The 14,577-nt window shown below is 68.9% G+C and carries 19 protein-coding genes; 11 read left to right on the top strand and 8 right to left on the bottom strand.

Features of this window, described 5'->3' with window-relative positions:
* Positions 1-7 precede the first annotated feature (7 nt).
* Both DYE23_RS11205 and DYE23_RS11200 read left to right on the top strand, forming a co-directional pair.
* Entirely contained in the window at positions 8-433 is a 426-nt protein-coding gene (locus DYE23_RS11205; RefSeq protein ID WP_013472012.1) for a DUF1622 domain-containing protein, read from the top strand.
* Entirely contained in the window at positions 430-699 is a 270-nt protein-coding gene (locus DYE23_RS11200; protein WP_115327224.1) for a hypothetical protein, read from the top strand. The genes DYE23_RS11205 and DYE23_RS11200 overlap by 4 nt, the downstream gene beginning before the upstream one ends.
* Positions 700-704: 5 nt before the next feature.
* Here DYE23_RS11200 and recX read toward each other — a convergent pair whose 3' ends face one another.
* Together recX and recA are read right to left on the bottom strand one after the other, a co-directional pair.
* Positions 705-1,268, bottom strand: a complete 564-nt coding sequence (gene recX, locus DYE23_RS11195; protein WP_013472013.1) for a recombination regulator RecX — start codon at positions 1,266-1,268, stop codon at positions 705-707.
* Positions 1,237-2,289, bottom strand: coding sequence for a recombinase RecA (gene recA / locus DYE23_RS11190; RefSeq protein WP_011894826.1), 1,053 nt, complete (start codon positions 2,287-2,289; stop codon positions 1,237-1,239). Before recA ends, recX begins: the two co-directional genes overlap by 32 nt.
* A 169-nt stretch (positions 2,290-2,458) precedes the next feature.
* Between recA and DYE23_RS11185 the strand changes: the two genes are divergently transcribed.
* The 7 genes from DYE23_RS11185 to hypE all read left to right on the top strand — a co-directional run bounded on the left by DYE23_RS11185 (position 2,459) and on the right by hypE (position 9,335).
* Entirely contained in the window at positions 2,459-3,349 is an 891-nt protein-coding gene (locus DYE23_RS11185) for an alpha/beta hydrolase (protein ID WP_115327223.1), read from the top strand.
* Positions 3,350-3,414: 65 nt separating this feature from the next.
* On the top strand, positions 3,415-3,648 hold the full coding sequence (locus DYE23_RS11180; protein ID WP_115327222.1) for a hydrogenase maturation nickel metallochaperone HypA/HybF: 234 nt from the start codon (positions 3,415-3,417) through the stop codon (positions 3,646-3,648).
* A gap of 2 nt (positions 3,649-3,650) precedes the next feature.
* Positions 3,651-4,502 (top strand): hydrogenase nickel incorporation protein HypB, encoded by an 852-nt coding sequence (gene hypB / locus DYE23_RS11175; protein ID WP_115327221.1) that lies wholly within the window; start codon positions 3,651-3,653, stop codon positions 4,500-4,502.
* 19 nt (positions 4,503-4,521) lie between these two features.
* Entirely contained in the window at positions 4,522-6,792 is a 2,271-nt protein-coding gene (gene hypF, locus DYE23_RS11170; protein WP_115328936.1) for a carbamoyltransferase HypF, read from the top strand.
* A gap of 14 nt (positions 6,793-6,806) precedes the next feature.
* The gene (locus DYE23_RS11165) at positions 6,807-7,124 is read left to right on the top strand and encodes a HypC/HybG/HupF family hydrogenase formation chaperone (protein ID WP_115327220.1); all 318 of its coding nucleotides are present in this window, start codon (positions 6,807-6,809) and stop codon (positions 7,122-7,124) included.
* Positions 7,121-8,221, top strand: coding sequence for a hydrogenase formation protein HypD (gene hypD / locus DYE23_RS11160; RefSeq protein WP_115327219.1), 1,101 nt, complete (start codon positions 7,121-7,123; stop codon positions 8,219-8,221). Before DYE23_RS11165 ends, hypD begins: the two co-directional genes overlap by 4 nt.
* A complete protein-coding gene (hypE, locus tag DYE23_RS11155) occupies positions 8,214-9,335 on the top strand; it encodes a hydrogenase expression/formation protein HypE (RefSeq protein ID WP_115327218.1) in 1,122 nt (373 codons plus the stop codon). Before hypD ends, hypE begins: the two co-directional genes overlap by 8 nt.
* Before the next feature lie 38 nt (positions 9,336-9,373).
* Here the strand turns inward: hypE and DYE23_RS11150 are convergent, their stop codons facing one another.
* Together DYE23_RS11150 and DYE23_RS11145 are read right to left on the bottom strand one after the other, a co-directional pair.
* Positions 9,374-9,568, bottom strand: a complete 195-nt coding sequence (locus DYE23_RS11150; RefSeq protein WP_013472021.1) for a DUF3046 domain-containing protein — start codon at positions 9,566-9,568, stop codon at positions 9,374-9,376.
* Positions 9,559-10,749, bottom strand: coding sequence for a glycosyltransferase (locus DYE23_RS11145; RefSeq protein ID WP_115327217.1), 1,191 nt, complete (start codon positions 10,747-10,749; stop codon positions 9,559-9,561). Before DYE23_RS11145 ends, DYE23_RS11150 begins: the two co-directional genes overlap by 10 nt.
* 43 nt (positions 10,750-10,792) lie before the next feature.
* Here DYE23_RS11145 and DYE23_RS11140 point away from each other — a divergent pair, with 43 nt between their 5' ends.
* Positions 10,793-11,248 carry a limonene-1,2-epoxide hydrolase family protein gene (locus DYE23_RS11140; RefSeq protein WP_011894836.1) on the top strand — a complete coding sequence of 152 codons (456 nt, stop codon included), beginning with the start codon at positions 10,793-10,795 and terminating at the stop codon, positions 11,246-11,248.
* Between the two features lie 9 nt (positions 11,249-11,257).
* Here DYE23_RS11140 and pspM read toward each other — a convergent pair whose 3' ends face one another.
* The 4 genes from pspM to pgsA form a co-directional block, all read right to left on the bottom strand.
* A complete protein-coding gene (gene pspM / locus DYE23_RS11135; protein ID WP_172527751.1) occupies positions 11,258-12,070 on the bottom strand; it encodes a phage shock envelope stress response protein PspM in 813 nt (270 codons plus the stop codon).
* A gap of 19 nt (positions 12,071-12,089) precedes the next feature.
* Complete coding sequence (gene pspA, locus DYE23_RS11130; protein ID WP_011894838.1) at positions 12,090-12,908, bottom strand: phage shock protein PspA; 819 nt, start codon at positions 12,906-12,908, stop codon at positions 12,090-12,092.
* Between the two features lie 121 nt (positions 12,909-13,029).
* Positions 13,030-13,344, bottom strand: a complete 315-nt coding sequence (clgR, locus tag DYE23_RS11125; RefSeq protein WP_115327216.1) for a transcriptional regulator ClgR — start codon at positions 13,342-13,344, stop codon at positions 13,030-13,032.
* 69 nt (positions 13,345-13,413) lie between these two features.
* Positions 13,414-14,010, bottom strand: a complete 597-nt coding sequence (pgsA, locus tag DYE23_RS11120) for a CDP-diacylglycerol--glycerol-3-phosphate 3-phosphatidyltransferase (RefSeq protein ID WP_041788647.1) — start codon at positions 14,008-14,010, stop codon at positions 13,414-13,416.
* Between the two features lie 42 nt (positions 14,011-14,052).
* Between pgsA and DYE23_RS11115 the strand changes: the two genes are divergently transcribed.
* Positions 14,053-14,574, top strand: a complete 522-nt coding sequence (locus tag DYE23_RS11115) for an amino-acid N-acetyltransferase (RefSeq protein ID WP_013472024.1) — start codon at positions 14,053-14,055, stop codon at positions 14,572-14,574.
* The last annotated feature ends 3 nt before the right edge of the window (positions 14,575-14,577 follow it).

The raw sequence follows: 14,577 nt of genomic DNA, 5'->3' as shown, positions 1-14,577 counted from the left end.
TCCCGTCATGACCGGCCTCCACGACACGTCGACCCTCCTCGCCTTCGACATCCTGCCCGAGCAGACCCTGCGCGACATGGTCGACGTGATGGTGCGGCTGATCGAGGCGTGCGGCGCCGTGGTCATCATGATCGGCGCGGTCGTGGCGATCGCGAAGTTCGTCGTGGCCCTCGGCCGGCGCGACATCAACCAGTTCTCGTCGGTGCGGCTGAGCCTGGCCCGATTCCTGGTGCTGGGTCTGGAATTCCAGCTCGCCGCCGACGTGTTGCGGACCGCGATCTCGCCGTCGTTCGAGGAGATCGGGAAGCTGGCCGCCATCGCGGCGATCCGGACCCTGCTGAACTACTTCCTCAACCGCGAGATCGCTCAGGAACAGCGCGAGGTCGACCTGCTGAGGCACCCTCGGGTGGACGATCCCCCGCCGGCGTCGTGAACCTCGTCGTCGGCGCGTCATGGTGTGCGGCCATCGCCGGGATCGTGCTCGGCACTGCCGCGCTGATCGTGTTCCGCAGCCCGCTGCCGGCGGCGCGGGTGACCCTCGAGCTGTTCACGGCGGCGGGGCTGCTGCGTCTGAGTGTCGATGCCACCTGGACCGCGATCGCCGCGACCGCCGTCGTGATCCTGCTGCGGCGCACGGTGACCCGCAGCCTGGTCGCGGACTTCAGCGCCTCACACTGGCGGACGCAGCGCAGCACCTGAGCGGCTCACACGGTGCGGCGTTCCCGCTCGTTCGCCAGTTCCGTGGTGACGACGTCGAGGGCCATCGACTGGTGGTAGCCGCGGCGTGCCAACATGCCGACGAGCCGTCGCATCACCTTGTTCTCGGCGTCTCGGTCCCCGGGGTCGCCGAGCTTCTCGCGGCGCAGTTTGTCTCGGACCAGCTGCTCGGCGCGGGTCCGTTCGGCTCCGGCGTCGATGTCGGCCAGCGCGGCGTCGATGACCTCACTGTCGACGCCCTTGTTGCGCAGCTCGGAAGCCAACGCCCGCTTGCCTTTTCCGGCGTTGATCCGCCGCGACCGTACCCACTGTTCGGCGAAGTCCTCGTCGTCGACGAGGCCGACCTGAGCCAACCGGTCGAGGACCTCGGCGCTCACGTCGTCGGGGTATCCCCGCTTGGTGAGCTGCGCCTCGAGCTCGGCACGAGTTCTCGCCCGCACGGTGAGCAGACGCAGGCACAGGGCCCGCGCCTGCTCAGCGCGCGTGGCGAACTCGTCGGTGCCCGGGGTTCCGTCGGAATCAGAAGTCGACGGGAGCGGGAAGAGCGTCATCGGCGACGTCATCGGTCAACTGGGCCCCGATACCGAGCTTCTCTTTGATCTTCTTCTCGATCTCGTTGCCGACATCGGGGTTCTGCAGCAGGAAGTTGCGCGCGTTCTCCTTGCCCTGGCCGAGCTGCTCACCGTCATAGGTGAACCAGGATCCCGACTTGCGGATGAAGCCCTGCTCGACACCCATGTCGATGAGCGAGCCTTCCCGGCTGATGCCCTTGCCGTAGAGGATGTCGAACTCGGCCTGCTTGAACGGCGGCGACACCTTGTTCTTGACGACCTTGACCCGGGTGCGGTTACCGACCGCGTCGGTGCCGTCCTTGAGGGTCTCGATACGACGCACATCCAGGCGCACCGACGAGTAGAACTTCAACGCCTTGCCGCCCGTCGTGGTCTCCGGCGAACCGAACATCACGCCGATCTTCTCGCGCAACTGATTGATGAAGATCGCGGTGGTGCCCGAATTGTTCAGCGCGCCGGTCATCTTGCGCAGCGCCTGGCTCATCAATCGGGCCTGCAGGCCGACGTGGCTGTCGCCCATCTCGCCCTCGATCTCGGCGCGCGGTACCAGCGCGGCCACCGAGTCGATGACCAGGATGTCGAGCGCGCCTGACCGGATCAGCATGTCGGCGATCTCCAGCGCCTGCTCGCCGGTGTCGGGCTGGGAGACCAGCAGTGCGTCGGTGTCGACGCCGAGCTTCTTGGCGTAGTCGGGGTCGAGCGCGTGCTCGGCGTCGATGAACGCGGCGATGCCGCCCGCGGCCTGCGCGTTGGCGACGGCGTGCAGCGCGACGGTGGTCTTACCGGAGGATTCCGGACCGTAGATCTCGATGACACGGCCGCGGGGCAGTCCGCCGATGCCGAGCGCGACGTCGAGGGCGATCGACCCGGTCGGGATGACCGCGATCGGCGGACGCACATCCTCCCCGAGCCGCATCACCGAGCCCTTGCCGAAGTTCTTGTCGATCTGCGCGAGTGCGAGCTCCAGGGCTTTCTCGCGATCAGGGGCCTGCTGAGCCATGGTGATACCTCTCCGGTAGTCGTTGTTGACCGGTTCTCGGTCGGTTGGCCCAGACGTTAGGCGAGCCCACCGACAAGTCTTCGTGCGATGTCTGCGGTCGAACTCCACCCACAGTAGACGAACAGGTGTTCGATACAAGTGGACACGCCGACGGGCTAGGTTTTCGACCATGCCGACAAGGGACGACGTCCGAATCCCCGCACACGGTGACGAGATCGCCGCCTATGTCTACCGACCACCGGCCGGCGTGGGCGCAACCGCATGCGTGGCGATGGCCCACGGATTCACCGGGACCCGCGACGACGGACTCCCCGACTACGCCGAGGCGTTCCGCGACGCGGGGTACGTCGTGGTGCTCTTCGACTACCGTCACTTCGGCGCCTCGTCCGGCCAACCCCGCCAATTGCTCGACATGGCCCGGCAGCGCGAGGACTTCCACACCGTCATCGAGTGGGCCCGTCGCCTCGACGGGGTCGACCCGAACCGCATCGTCGCCTGGGGCTCGTCGTTCAGCGGCGGCCACGTGCTCGCCGTCGCCGCGGAGGATCCGCGCCTCGCGGCGGTGATCGCCCAGGCACCGTTCACCGACGCCCTCGCCACCCTGCGGAACGCACCGCTGCGCAACATCCCGCCGATGGTCGTCGCGGCGCTGCGCGACCAGCTCGGCGCCTGGCGCAACCGTCCGCCGCGCATGCTGGCCGCCGTGGGTCCGCCCGGCGACCTCGCCGCGCTCACCTCGCCGGACGCCGAACCGGGCTTCGGAGCCATCCTCGGCCCGGAATCACTGTGGCGCAACGAGTTCGCCGCACGGCTGATGCTCAGGTTCGCGTTCGAACGCCCCGGCCGCAAGGCCGCGACACTGCAGATGCCGGTGCTGTTCTGCGTGTGCGACGACGATGTCGTCACCCCACCCGGCCCGACGATCGAGGCCGCCCGCCGGGCCCCGCGCGGCGAACTACGCCGCTACCCCTACGGCCACTTCGACATCTACCACGATCCGCAGGTCAAGGCCGATCAGCTCGAATTCCTGCACCGCGCCCTGGCCCGCGGCGGTCGCTGACTTTCCTGGACGCCACGTCCTGCGCGGTCCTATCGTGGAAGCGATCCGGCACAGGACGGACTGGCATGCACGAGATGGCGATCACCCAGAGCGTGGTGGACGCCGCGTGCGCGCACGCCGATGGACGACGGGTGCACCGCGTCCTGCTGGAGATCGGCGAACTGTGCGCGCTGGTGCCCGACTCGATGAGATTCTGTTTCGAGCTGCACGATCCGATCCTGTTGTGCCCCTGCGGGAGTGCCGATGTCGAAGTCCTGGCGGGCCGCGATCTGCGGATTCTGTCGATGGAGGTGAGTTGACGATGTGCGCGACCTGCGGGTGCGGCGAGAACGGGACGACTATCACGGTGCCGGTGCAGGGCCACGATCACCACCACAACCACCCTCACGACCAGCCCGATGACCACCATCAGCACCACCACCCGCACCCCACCGAAACCGTCACCCTCGAGCAGAAGGTGCTCGCGAAGAACGACGGAATCGCCGCGCGCAATCGCCGGTGGCTGACCGAGCGCGACATCGTCGCGTTCAACATGACCAGCTCACCGGGTTCCGGTAAGACCACGCTGTTGGAGCGGACAATCCGCGATCTTCACCCCACCCGATCCGTCGCGGTCATCGAAGGCGACCAGGAGACGCTGCTGGACGCCGAGCGCATCCAGGCGACCGGCGCACGGGTGGTGCAGGTCAACACCGGAGCGGGCTGCCACCTCGACGCCGAGATGATCCGCCGTGCCCTCGACACGCTCGCTCCGCGCCGCGCCAGCGTCCTGTTCATCGAGAATGTCGGCAATCTCGTCTGCCCGGCTCTGTTCGATCTCGGCGAAACCAGCAAGGTCGTGGTGATCTCGGCGACCGAGGGCGCCGACAAGCCGCTGAAGTATCCGCACATGTTCGCCGCGGCGGACCTGGTGCTCATCAACAAGTCCGACCTGCTGCCGTATGTCGACTTCGACATCGACGCGTGCGCGTCGGCGGCGAGGTCGGTCAACCCCGGAGTGGGCATTCTGACACTGTCGGCGAAGACCGGGGACGGAGTCGAGGAGTGGTACGACTGGATCTCACAGCGATCGATCTACGATGCGCGAGTCCCGATCGCCGGGGGGAGGCCCGCCCCGGAAGTCCGGCCGCACCAAGAGATTCGCCGCAGGTGATGAGGGTCGGGGTGACACCGTGACCGCCCGTCGGCGCGTCCACGCCGGTGTGCGTGGTGTGGTGCAGGGCGTCGGCTTCCGGCCATTCGTCTACACCCAGGCGACGCTGCTCGGACTCTCCGGTTGGGTGCGCAACGACAGCTCCGGGGCGATCATCGAGGTCGAAGGTGGCAACGACGCACTCGAGCGATTCCTCGACGTGCTGCGCCACCACCCTCCGCCGCTGGCCGTCATCGACTCCATCGACGTCCGTTACATCGCGGTCACCGGCGGCACCGGTTTCACGATCGTCGACACGTCCCGCACCGACGGCGGACGCACCCTCGCCTCGCCGGACGTCGCGATGTGCGCCGAATGCGCTGCCGAGCAGCGGGATCCGCGCAACCGGCGGTACCGGCACGCGTTCGTCAACTGCACAAACTGCGGTCCGCGGTTCACGCTCATCGCCTCGCTACCGTACGACCGGGCGTCGACGACCATGGCGGATTTCGAGATGTGCGCCGACTGCGCGCGTGAATACCACGACCCCGCCGATCGGCGCTTCCATGCCCAACCGATCTGCTGCCCCGGCTGCGGCCCCACTCTGCGTTACCGCGACCGGGCGGGGCGGGAACTCGCCGGGGAAAGCGGTCTGCGGGCAGCGCGCCGAATGCTGCGCGCCGGAAAGATCGTCGCCGTCAAGGGAATCGGCGGATACCACCTGGCCTGCGATGCCACCGGACCGCGCGCCGTCACGACGCTGCGCGCCAGAAAGCGGCGCGGTGACAAGCCGTTCGCGGTGATGGTGCCCGACCTCGACGCGGCCCGGCGCGTCGCGGAGGTCGACCCGGCCACGGCGGCGCTGCTGACCGGACCGGCGCGTCCCATCGTCCTGATGCCGCGGCGTGCCGGGGCGGCGGTGGCCGACGCTGTCGCTCCGCACAACCCCGACCTCGGTGTCGTGCTGGCATACGCGCCGCTGCACACCCTGCTGTTCGGGTTCGGCGGCGACGAACCTGCGCCGCAGACACTCGTGATGACGTCGGGAAATGTGGCCGGAGAACCGATCTGTTTCACCGACGACGACGCATGGCAACGGCTCCGGCCGTTGGCCGACGGCTGGCTCTACCACGACAGGGCCATCCTGGTGCCCTGCGACGACTCGGTGATGCGCGCCGACATGGCGATCCGGCGCTCGCGCGGCTACGCGCCCCTGCCGGTGGCGCTGCCGGTGGCGCTGGCCCCGACACTCGCGGTCGGCGCGGACATCAAGAACACGATGGCCGTCGCCGACGGCAGGTACGCCTGGGTCAGCCAGCATATCGGGGACATGGACGATGCCGCCACCCTGTCGGCCTTCGACAGCACCCGACGCCACCTCGAGCAGCTCACCCGCGTAGATCCGGAACTGCTGGTCGCCGACGCGCACCCGGCGTACCGTTCGACGGCGTGGGCACACCGCAACGCGGCGGGCCGGCCGGTCCGCACCGTCGCGCACCACCACGCGCACATCGCCGCCGTGATGGCCGAGCACGGGCTCGACGGCGATGAGCCGGTGCTCGGATTCGCTTTTGACGGAACGGGTTACGGCCCTGACGGCGCAGTGTGGGGTGGTGAGGTGCTGCTGGCCGACTACAAGGGCTACCAGCGGTTGGCCAGGCTGCGCTATGTCCCGCTGGCCGGCGGCGACGTCAGTGTGAAGCGCCCCTACCGGATGGCGCTGGCCCATCTGTGGGCCGCCGGGCTGCCGTGGGATCGCGACCTCGCGCCGGTGCGATCGTGCCCCGCCGAGGAGCTGTCGGTGCTGCGTCACCAACTCGAGACGGGGCTCGGGTGCGTGCCGACGTCGAGCATGGGGCGCCTTTTCGATGCCGTGTCGGCCCTGGCCGGGGTGCGCCAGGTCGTCGGCTACGAGGCGCAGGCGGCGATCGAGCTGGAAGGCCTGTCCCGCCACGAGAACTGCGGCGACACCCGGTACCGGTTCGGCATCGGCACCGGGAGCTCGCCGGTGGACCTCGACCCGGCCCCCGTGCTGGCTGCCGTCGTCGCCGACGCGGGCCGCGGCATTGCGCCCGGTGTGATCGGCGCCCGGTTCCACCGTGCGGTCGCGGCCCTGATCGCCGACCTCGCGTCGATGAGCCCCGGCTACCGGGTGGCGCTCTCAGGCGGGGTATTCCAGAACCGCCTGCTGCTGCAACTTGCGCAGGACATTTTGCGCGCCAACGGCTTCGATGTCCTCACCCACCGGCACGTACCGCCCAACGACGGCGGCATCGCACTGGGTCAACTCATGATCGGCAACGCCGTCTAGAAGGAGCAACGCCGATGTGTCTGGCGGTACCGGGAAGGATCCTCAGCATCCAGGAGCGCGACGGCACCACCATGTCGGTCGTCGACTTCGGCGGAAGCAGGAAAAACGTGTGCCTGCAATACCTGCCCGACGCCCAGGTGGGCCAGTACGTGGTGGTCCACGTCGGGTTCGCGATACAGCGACTCGACGAGGAATCGGCACGACGCACGCTGGCGGAATTCGCGCATCTCGGCGTCCTCGACGAGGAGTTCGCCGACGGCTTCGCCTCGGCCGCGCGGCAGGCCCGACTCGCGAACCCCGACACCGGCGCACGATCGGAGAGCATCCCGTGAAGTATCTGGACGAGTTCAGCAATCCCGAACTGGCGCATCGCCTCATCGAGCAGATCGAAGCGGTCGCCACCCGCCGCTGGTCGATCATGGAAGTGTGTGGCGGACAGACACATTCGATCATCCGGCACGGCATCGACCAGCTGCTGCCCGATACCGTCGAGATGATCCACGGACCCGGCTGCCCGGTCTGCGTCACGCCGCTGGAGATCATCGACAAGGCCCTCGATATCGCGTCGCGCCCGGAGGTGATCTTCTGCTCGTTCGGCGACATGCTGCGCGTGCCCGGCAGCGAGAAGGACCTCTTCCGGGTCAAGAGTGAGGGCGCGGACGTGCGCGTCGTCTACTCACCCCTGGACGCGCTGACGATCGCCCGGGACAACCCGGACAGACAGGTCGTGTTCTTCGGCATCGGGTTCGAGACCACCGCCCCGGCGAACGCGATGACGGTGTACCAGGCGAAGAAGCTCGGCATCGAGAACTTCTCGCTGCTGGTCTCCCATGTGCTGGTGCCGCCGGCGATCGCGGCGATCATGGAGTCCCCGACCTGCCGCGTCCAGGCGTTCCTCGCGGCAGGCCACGTGTGCACGGTGATGGGCACCGACGAATACCCGCCGCTGTGCGACAAGTACGGAACACCGATCGTCGTCACGGGTTTCGAACCGCTCGACATCCTGGAAGGCATCCGGCGCACCGTGATTCAACTGGAGGCCGGCCGGCACGAGCTGGAGAACGCCTATCCGCGCGCGGTCCAGGACACCGGCAACCCGGCGGCGAAGGCGATGCTGCTCGACGTGTTCGACGTGACCGACCGGTCCTGGCGCGGCATCGGCATGATCGCGAGCAGTGGCTGGCGGTTGTCGCCCGCCTACCGGCATTTCGACGCGGAGCACCGCTTCGCCGTCACCGACCTCCACACCGAGGAATCGGCGATCTGCCGCTCCGGCGAGGTTCTGCAGGGACTGATCAAACCGCACGAGTGCACGGCCTTCGGGACCAGCTGCACACCCCGGAACCCGCTGGGCGCCACCATGGTCTCCTCCGAGGGCGCCTGTGCGGCGTACTACCTCTACCGGCGGCTGGAGGTCACCCATGCCTGACACCGAGCCGGAGGCGAGCATCGAGACCGAGCCGGAGGCGAGCATCGAGACCGAGCCGGAGGCGAGCATCGATATGGAGTCGTGGGTGTGCCCGCTGCCCCTGCGCGACGCGCCGGCCATCGTGACGGGCCACGGCGGCGGCGGCGCGATGTCGGGTGAACTCGTCGAGCACCTGTTCCTTCCCGCATTCGGATCCGCCGCCGAGGCCGGCCTGGCGGATTCGGCGGTCGTCGAGATCGGCGGCGCCCGGCTCGCGTTCTCCACCGACTCGTTCGTCGTCAAACCGATGGTCTTCCCGGGCGGCACGATCGGCGACCTGGCGGTCAACGGCACCGTGAACGACCTCGCGATGGCAGGCGCGGTCCCCGCGGTGCTGTCCACCGCGTTCATCCTGGAGGAGGGCACCGCGCTCGACCATTTGGCCCGTGTCGCACAGGCTGTCGGCACCGCCGCGCTCGCCGCGGGCGTCAAGCTGGTCACCGGGGATACCAAGGTCGTCGACTCGGGCCACGGCGACGGCGTCTACATCAACACCACCGGCATCGGGCTCGTCGACCCGCGCGTCGACATCCGTCCGCAGCGTGCAGCGCCCGGCGACGTCGTGATCGTCAGCGGCGACCTCGGGGTGCACGGGATCGCGGTACTGAGCTGCCGCGAAGGCCTGGAGTTCGCCACCTCGGTCGCCAGCGACACCGCCCCGCTGCACGGTCTGGTGGCGGCGATGGTCGAGACCGGCGCCGACATCCATACGTTGCGCGACCCGACGCGCGGCGGTTTGGCGGCGACTCTCAACGAGATCGCCCGCGCCGCCGGGGTGGGTGTCTCGATCGCCGACACCGCGCTGCCCATTCCGCAGGAGGTGCGCGATGCGTGCAGCATGCTGGGACTCGACCCGCTCTACGTCGCCAACGAGGGCAAACTGGTCGCGTTCGTACCCGCGGCCGACGCCGATGAGGTGCTCGCCGCGATGCACGCCCATCCGCTCGGTGCGCGGTCGGCGGTCATCGGCACGTGCGTGCCCGACCATCCGGGCATGGTGGTGGCCAAGACCGCGCTCGGCGGCAACCGGGTGGTCGATCTGCCGATCGGCGAACAACTTCCGCGGATCTGCTGAATGACCGCCGTCGGCGCGGACGTGCGGTCAGGCGAGGATCACCACTGATCACGGGGCACGTCGAAGTCCGCGCACAGGGCGCGCCACACTTCCCGGGGGTCGACACCGTCTTCGATGGCCTGCGCCGGGGTGCGGCCACCGATGCTGGTGAGCACATGGTCGACGAGCATCGACGACGCCCGGGCCGCACCGAACTGTCGCTCGACGAGTTCCTGGAATTCCGTCAGCCGCACGGGCCCAATTTACGCGGGGCGCCGAGGGCGTCATGGCACACCCGTACCGGATCCGCGACGTCGGCGACACCTGCGCCGGCGCGGACCGCAGCCTCCCGGTAGGACGGTGAACCGAGCACCTCGCGGACCGCCGCGGCGAGCGATTCGGCGGACAACGGCCGGACCAGCTGCGCACTCCCTTGTCGCACAAGGCGATTGGCGATCTCCCACTGATCTCCCCCACCGGGGACCACGACCATCGGGACACCCGCCAGCAAGGATTTCGCCACCGTGCCGTGACCGCCACCGCAGATCAGCAGATCCGCCCGCGCCAGCAGTTCGTCCTGCCGCCCCAGTCCGACGACCGCCCACGGCGGCACGGCCGAGTCCGGCCCGTCCAGTTGCGACACCGCCACCCGGGCCCCGGGCGGGAGGGTGTCGCCGGGCACCAGGGTGTTCAGCGCGAGCTCGGCCATTCCGCCCGCCCCGGTGGTCGCGGTGGACGGAGCCACCACCACCAGCGGGCCGTCCCCGGCCGGCACAGCCAGCAGCTCGGTCGTCGGCTCGAAGTGCAGCGGGCCCACCACGACGGCCTCCGCGGGCCAGTCGGGCCGCGGCACCTCCAGGGCGGGCAGGGTCGCGATGAGCCGACGCACGGGACCGGGATCTTCGCCGGGCAGACCGATCTCGACGCGCGCTGCGGCGCGCTGGCGCAGTCCGGCCCGCCACGACCGCGCGGTCAGCGCGCGCAGCACGGCATCGCGTGCCCGACCGCGCAGTCCGACACCGGGCGCCAGGCCGCTGCCCACCGGTGGCAGTCCTCTGGACGGGCGGTACAGCGGGTGGGTGTTCAGCTCGACCCACGGCACCCCGAGCAGGTCGGCTGCCAGCCCGCCGCACACCGTGATCGAGTCCGACACCACCAGGTCCGGCGACAGCTCACCGATGCGGGCGCGGTTGAGCACCGCCATCCGCGCAGCCCTCCGGTGGATTTTCTCGCCGGCATCGGTGTCGTCGTCGAACGCGGTCGGGTCCAGCCCGTCCAGCTCGACCGCGTCGACACCTTCGCCGCGGGCCACGTCCAGCCATCTCGTGCCGGTGAGCAGCGTCGGAGCATCGCCGGCGGCGCGGAACCGCCGGCACAACTCGAGTGCGGGAAACGCGTGCCCGGGATCGGGGCCTGCGACCACGGCGACGCGCATGCGGGCTACCCTGCCACAGCCCCCGCGGTTAGGCTCGGGCCCTATGACCGATCAGGCAGATCCCACCGCCCTCACCGCGATGACCGACAAAGCCGACATCGTCCAGAGGTTCCTGTTCGCCCTCGAGGTCAACGACTTCGACACCTTCGAGGAACTCGCCGCCCCAGGGCTGGTCTGGCAGAACGTCGGGCTGCCGTCACTTCGGGGCCGATCGACCATCCTGAAGACGCTCCGGCGAGCCGAAGGGAAGTTCGGTTTCGCGGTGAAGTTCCACCGCATCGCCGCCGATGAGGGCGACACCGTCCTGACCGAGCGCACCGACGCGATCATCCTCGGTCCGCTGCGCCTTCAGTTCTGGGTGTGCGGCCGGTTCGACATCAACGATGCCGGCCAGATCACACTGTGGCGCGACTACTTCGACCTCTTCGACTTCCTGGTGAAGGCTCCACTGCGGGCACTGCCCGGAATCCTGGTGCCGTCGCTGCGCCCGAAGTTCTAGGCGGCGGGCTCAGGCCCCGCGCAGCCGACCCAGTTCGTCGAACGCCTGGGCCCAGCCCTTCAGGCGATCGGTGGCCATGCCGAGTTCGTCGCGATAACGCCGCGCCGACATCGGCGAGCTCGACAACGTGCCGGAGTTCGCCGCCGACACCAGTTGGGCGGCGGCACCGACCATCTCGTTGTACTGCCGGGCGCCTTGGTCGAGTTGGGCGGTGAACGCCGCGATGGTCGGTGTCAGATAGGCCCGCGACTGCGGAGAGGACTTGACCGCCTTCTCCATCGAGACCACCTCCGCGGACGTGGCGACCATGGTGGCCGCGGTCTGCTCCGCGGCGACCCGCAATTCGAGCAGTTCACCGGCGGGCAGCAACTGTCCGCGCTCCATGATGCCCAGCAGTGAGAACAGCCCGCGCTCGGAGGTCGTCAGCGCCGCCATCGGTTGCCGCGCGGCCGAGCCCCATGGCGGAAGGTGACGCGTGATGCGTTGCGGCGGAAGCGGTTCCCCGCGCAGCCACCGGTACCGCAGGAACGCCAGCGTGGCCAGGAACGCCGCACCGACCGCGATCGGCGACGGGATGAACAACGCCCACACCGGGGTGTCCCACACGGCCACCAGCGCGGTCATCGCGACCCAGAACACCGCCGACACCGTCAGGAACACCCCGAGGCGCAGTGCGCGCCGCCGCTTGCGCAGCAGCTTGGCCCGCGGATCGGCGGCCGCACTGAGCCGATCGGCCACCAGACCCGACCATTCGGCGGCGGTGTCGATCCCGCGCTGGGCCATCGAGCGCCAGGCGTCAGGGCGTCCGGTCCGGGTACTCACCACACACTCTCCATGGAAGTTACTGCGACAACGGGTTTTCCGGCGCCGGGTTGGCGGCCGGGGCCGCCGGGGTCGGGTTCGGCGCGGCCGCGGCGTTGCCCCCGGCGGGCAGCTGCTCACCGCGCATCGAGGCCCGGATCTGCTCCAGACGCGAGTGCCCGGCCATCTGGACGCTGGCCTGCTGCACTTCGAGCATCCGGCCCTGCACGGAGTTCTGCGCCAATTCGGCCGAGCCGATCGCGTTGGCGTAGCGACGTTCGATCTTGTCGCGCACCTCGTCGAGGCTCGGCGTGTTCCCGGGCGCGGCGAGCTCGCTCATCGACCGCAGCGACGAGCTGACCTGCTCCTGCATCTTGGCCTGCTCCAGCTGGGACAGCAGCTTGGTGCGCTCGGCGACCTTCTGCTGCAGCATCATCGCATTCTGTTCGACGGCCTTCTTGGCCTGACCCGCGGCCTGCAACGCCTGGTCGTGCAGACCCTTGAGGTCCTCGACGCTCTGCTCGGCGGTCACCAGCTGCGCGGCGAACGCCTCGGCGGCGTTGTTGTACTCGGTCGCCTTGTTCGTATCGCCGGCGGCCACGGCCTGGTCGGCCAGCGTCAGTGCCTGGCGGACGTTGACCTGCAGCTTCTCGATGTCGGCGAGCTGGCGGTTGAGCCGCATCTCCAGCTGACGCTGGTTGCCGATCACCTGGGCCGCCTGCTGCGTCAGTGCCTGATGCTGGCGCTGCGCCTCCTCGATGGCCTGCTGGATCTGCACCTTCGGGTCGGCATACTCGTCGACCTTGGAGCTGAACAGCGCCATCAGGTACTTCCACGCCTTGGTGAACGGATTGGCCATGAGTTCGTTCCCGCCTTACGTCTGTGTCGTCGTTACCGAGATCCGTGGCCGCGTCGCCGCAGCACCTGACCCCAACTTATCGGTTCCGCGCAGATCGCCACACCCCTGCACGGGGAACCACTCAGGCCACCGCCATGGAGACGAACTGCGGGATGACGACCTTCGTGGTGACGTCGATCTTCGGGGCAGGGGCGCGGGACTCCTCGACCGCCAGCTCCTGGCCGGCTTCGGAGAGCACCCGCGACAACGGGACGTCCAGAGCGGTGCAGATCGCGCTGAGCAGTTCGCTGGAGGCCTCTTTGCGACCCCGCTCGACCTCGGACAGATAGCCCAGGCTGACCCGCGCCGAATCGGAGACTTCCCGCAGGGTCCGGCCCTGCTCGATCCGGGCGCGACGCAGCACGTCGCCGATCACCTCACGCACCAATGCCGTCATCGCGCGTCCTCCCTTGCCTCGACTGACTAGATCAACGCCGGAAGTCGCCGAGATGGTTCCCGAAAACGCTCACCGACCCGGCGACTGGCGCCGCCAGTCCCGGACGGCCGACACGAAGTAGTCGACGCCGGTCAACACGGTCAGCACCACCGCGGCCGCCATGATCACCCACGCGCCGGTCAGCCACGCCCCTGACAGCGGCATCACGAACAGGCCGATCGCCACCGCCTGCACCAACGTTTTGAGTTTGCCGCCCCGGCTGGCCGGGATGACACCACGGCGCAGCACCACCAGCCGCAGCACCGTCACCGCGACCTCACGCACCAGGATCACGACGGTGACCCACCACGGCAGGTCGCCGAGGATCGACAGCCCGACGAGCGCGGACCCGATGAGCATCTTGTCGGCGATCGGGTCGGCCAGCGTTCCGAACTCGGTGACCATGCCGTAACTGCGCGCCAGGGCGCCGTCGAGGCGGTCGGTGATCACCGCGACCAGAAAGATCGTGAATGCGGTTAGCCGCCAGAAGGTTTCGTGACCGTCTCCGACGAACAACGCCACCAGGAACACCGGTACCAGCGCCATCCGGATGCCTGTGAGCACGTTCGCGATGTTCGCTACGCGGGCGCGTGGGACCACAGGATCGGTATGTGGTTGTCCCGGCACCGCCACAGAATACTGGTTGCACATGCCGATACCCTTCGGAGCATGAGCGCACCTGGGGACGCCTCCGACGACCGGCCTGTGGTGCGCCGTGCGCGGACATCCGACGTTCCGCACATCAAGGCCCTGGTCGACATCTATGCGGGCCGCATCCTGCTGGAGAAGAACCTCGTCACGCTCTACGAGTCGGTCCAGGAGTTCTGGGTGGCCGAGGTCGACGGCGAGGTGGTCGGCTGCGGCGCACTGCACGTGTTGTGGTCGGACCTCGGCGAGGTCCGCACGGTCGCGGTGGATCCGAAGGTGCGCGGTCGCGGTGTGGGACACGCGATCGTCGAGCGGCTGCTCACCGTGGCGGCCGACCTGCGGCTGCAGCGGATCTTCGTGCTGACCTTCGAGGTCGACTTCTTCGCCCGGCACGGATTCCAGGAGATCGAGGGCACGCCGGTCACGGCGGAGGTGTACGAGGAGATGTGCCGCTCCTACGACACCGGCGTCGCGGAGTTCCTCGACCTGTCCTACGTCAAGCCCAACATCCTGGGCAACACCAGGATGCTGTTGCTGCTGTGAGCG

This window comes from Mycolicibacterium gilvum (assembly GCF_900454025.1).
Taxonomy (GTDB): Bacteria; Actinomycetota; Actinomycetes; order Mycobacteriales; family Mycobacteriaceae; genus Mycobacterium; species Mycobacterium gilvum.
The sequence above is the reverse complement of the archived record's forward strand: the minus strand, read 5'-3'. Positions and strand labels throughout refer to the sequence as shown.

Bases quoted from the DNA above. Each gene is read 5' to 3' on its own strand.
- DYE23_RS11205 (WP_013472012.1), top strand. From the start codon at position 8: ATGACCGGCCTCCACGACACGTCGACCCTCCTCGCCTTCGACATCCTG.
- recX (WP_013472013.1), bottom strand. From the start codon at position 1,268: ATGACGCTCTTCCCGCTCCCGTCGACTTCTGATTCCGACGGAACCCCG.
- recA (WP_011894826.1), bottom strand. From the start codon at position 2,289: ATGGCTCAGCAGGCCCCTGATCGCGAGAAAGCCCTGGAGCTCGCACTC.
- DYE23_RS11185 (WP_115327223.1), top strand. From the start codon at position 2,459: ATGCCGACAAGGGACGACGTCCGAATCCCCGCACACGGTGACGAGATC.
- DYE23_RS11180 (WP_115327222.1), top strand. From the start codon at position 3,415: ATGCACGAGATGGCGATCACCCAGAGCGTGGTGGACGCCGCGTGCGCG.
- hypB (WP_115327221.1), top strand. From the start codon at position 3,651: ATGTGCGCGACCTGCGGGTGCGGCGAGAACGGGACGACTATCACGGTG.
- DYE23_RS11165 (WP_115327220.1), top strand. From the start codon at position 6,807: ATGTGTCTGGCGGTACCGGGAAGGATCCTCAGCATCCAGGAGCGCGAC.
- hypE (WP_115327218.1), top strand. From the start codon at position 8,214: ATGCCTGACACCGAGCCGGAGGCGAGCATCGAGACCGAGCCGGAGGCG.
- DYE23_RS11145 (WP_115327217.1), bottom strand. From the start codon at position 10,749: ATGCGCGTCGCCGTGGTCGCAGGCCCCGATCCCGGGCACGCGTTTCCC.
- DYE23_RS11140 (WP_011894836.1), top strand. From the start codon at position 10,793: ATGACCGATCAGGCAGATCCCACCGCCCTCACCGCGATGACCGACAAA.
- pspA (WP_011894838.1), bottom strand. From the start codon at position 12,908: ATGGCCAATCCGTTCACCAAGGCGTGGAAGTACCTGATGGCGCTGTTC.
- clgR (WP_115327216.1), bottom strand. From the start codon at position 13,344: ATGACGGCATTGGTGCGTGAGGTGATCGGCGACGTGCTGCGTCGCGCC.
- DYE23_RS11115 (WP_013472024.1), top strand. From the start codon at position 14,053: ATGAGCGCACCTGGGGACGCCTCCGACGACCGGCCTGTGGTGCGCCGT.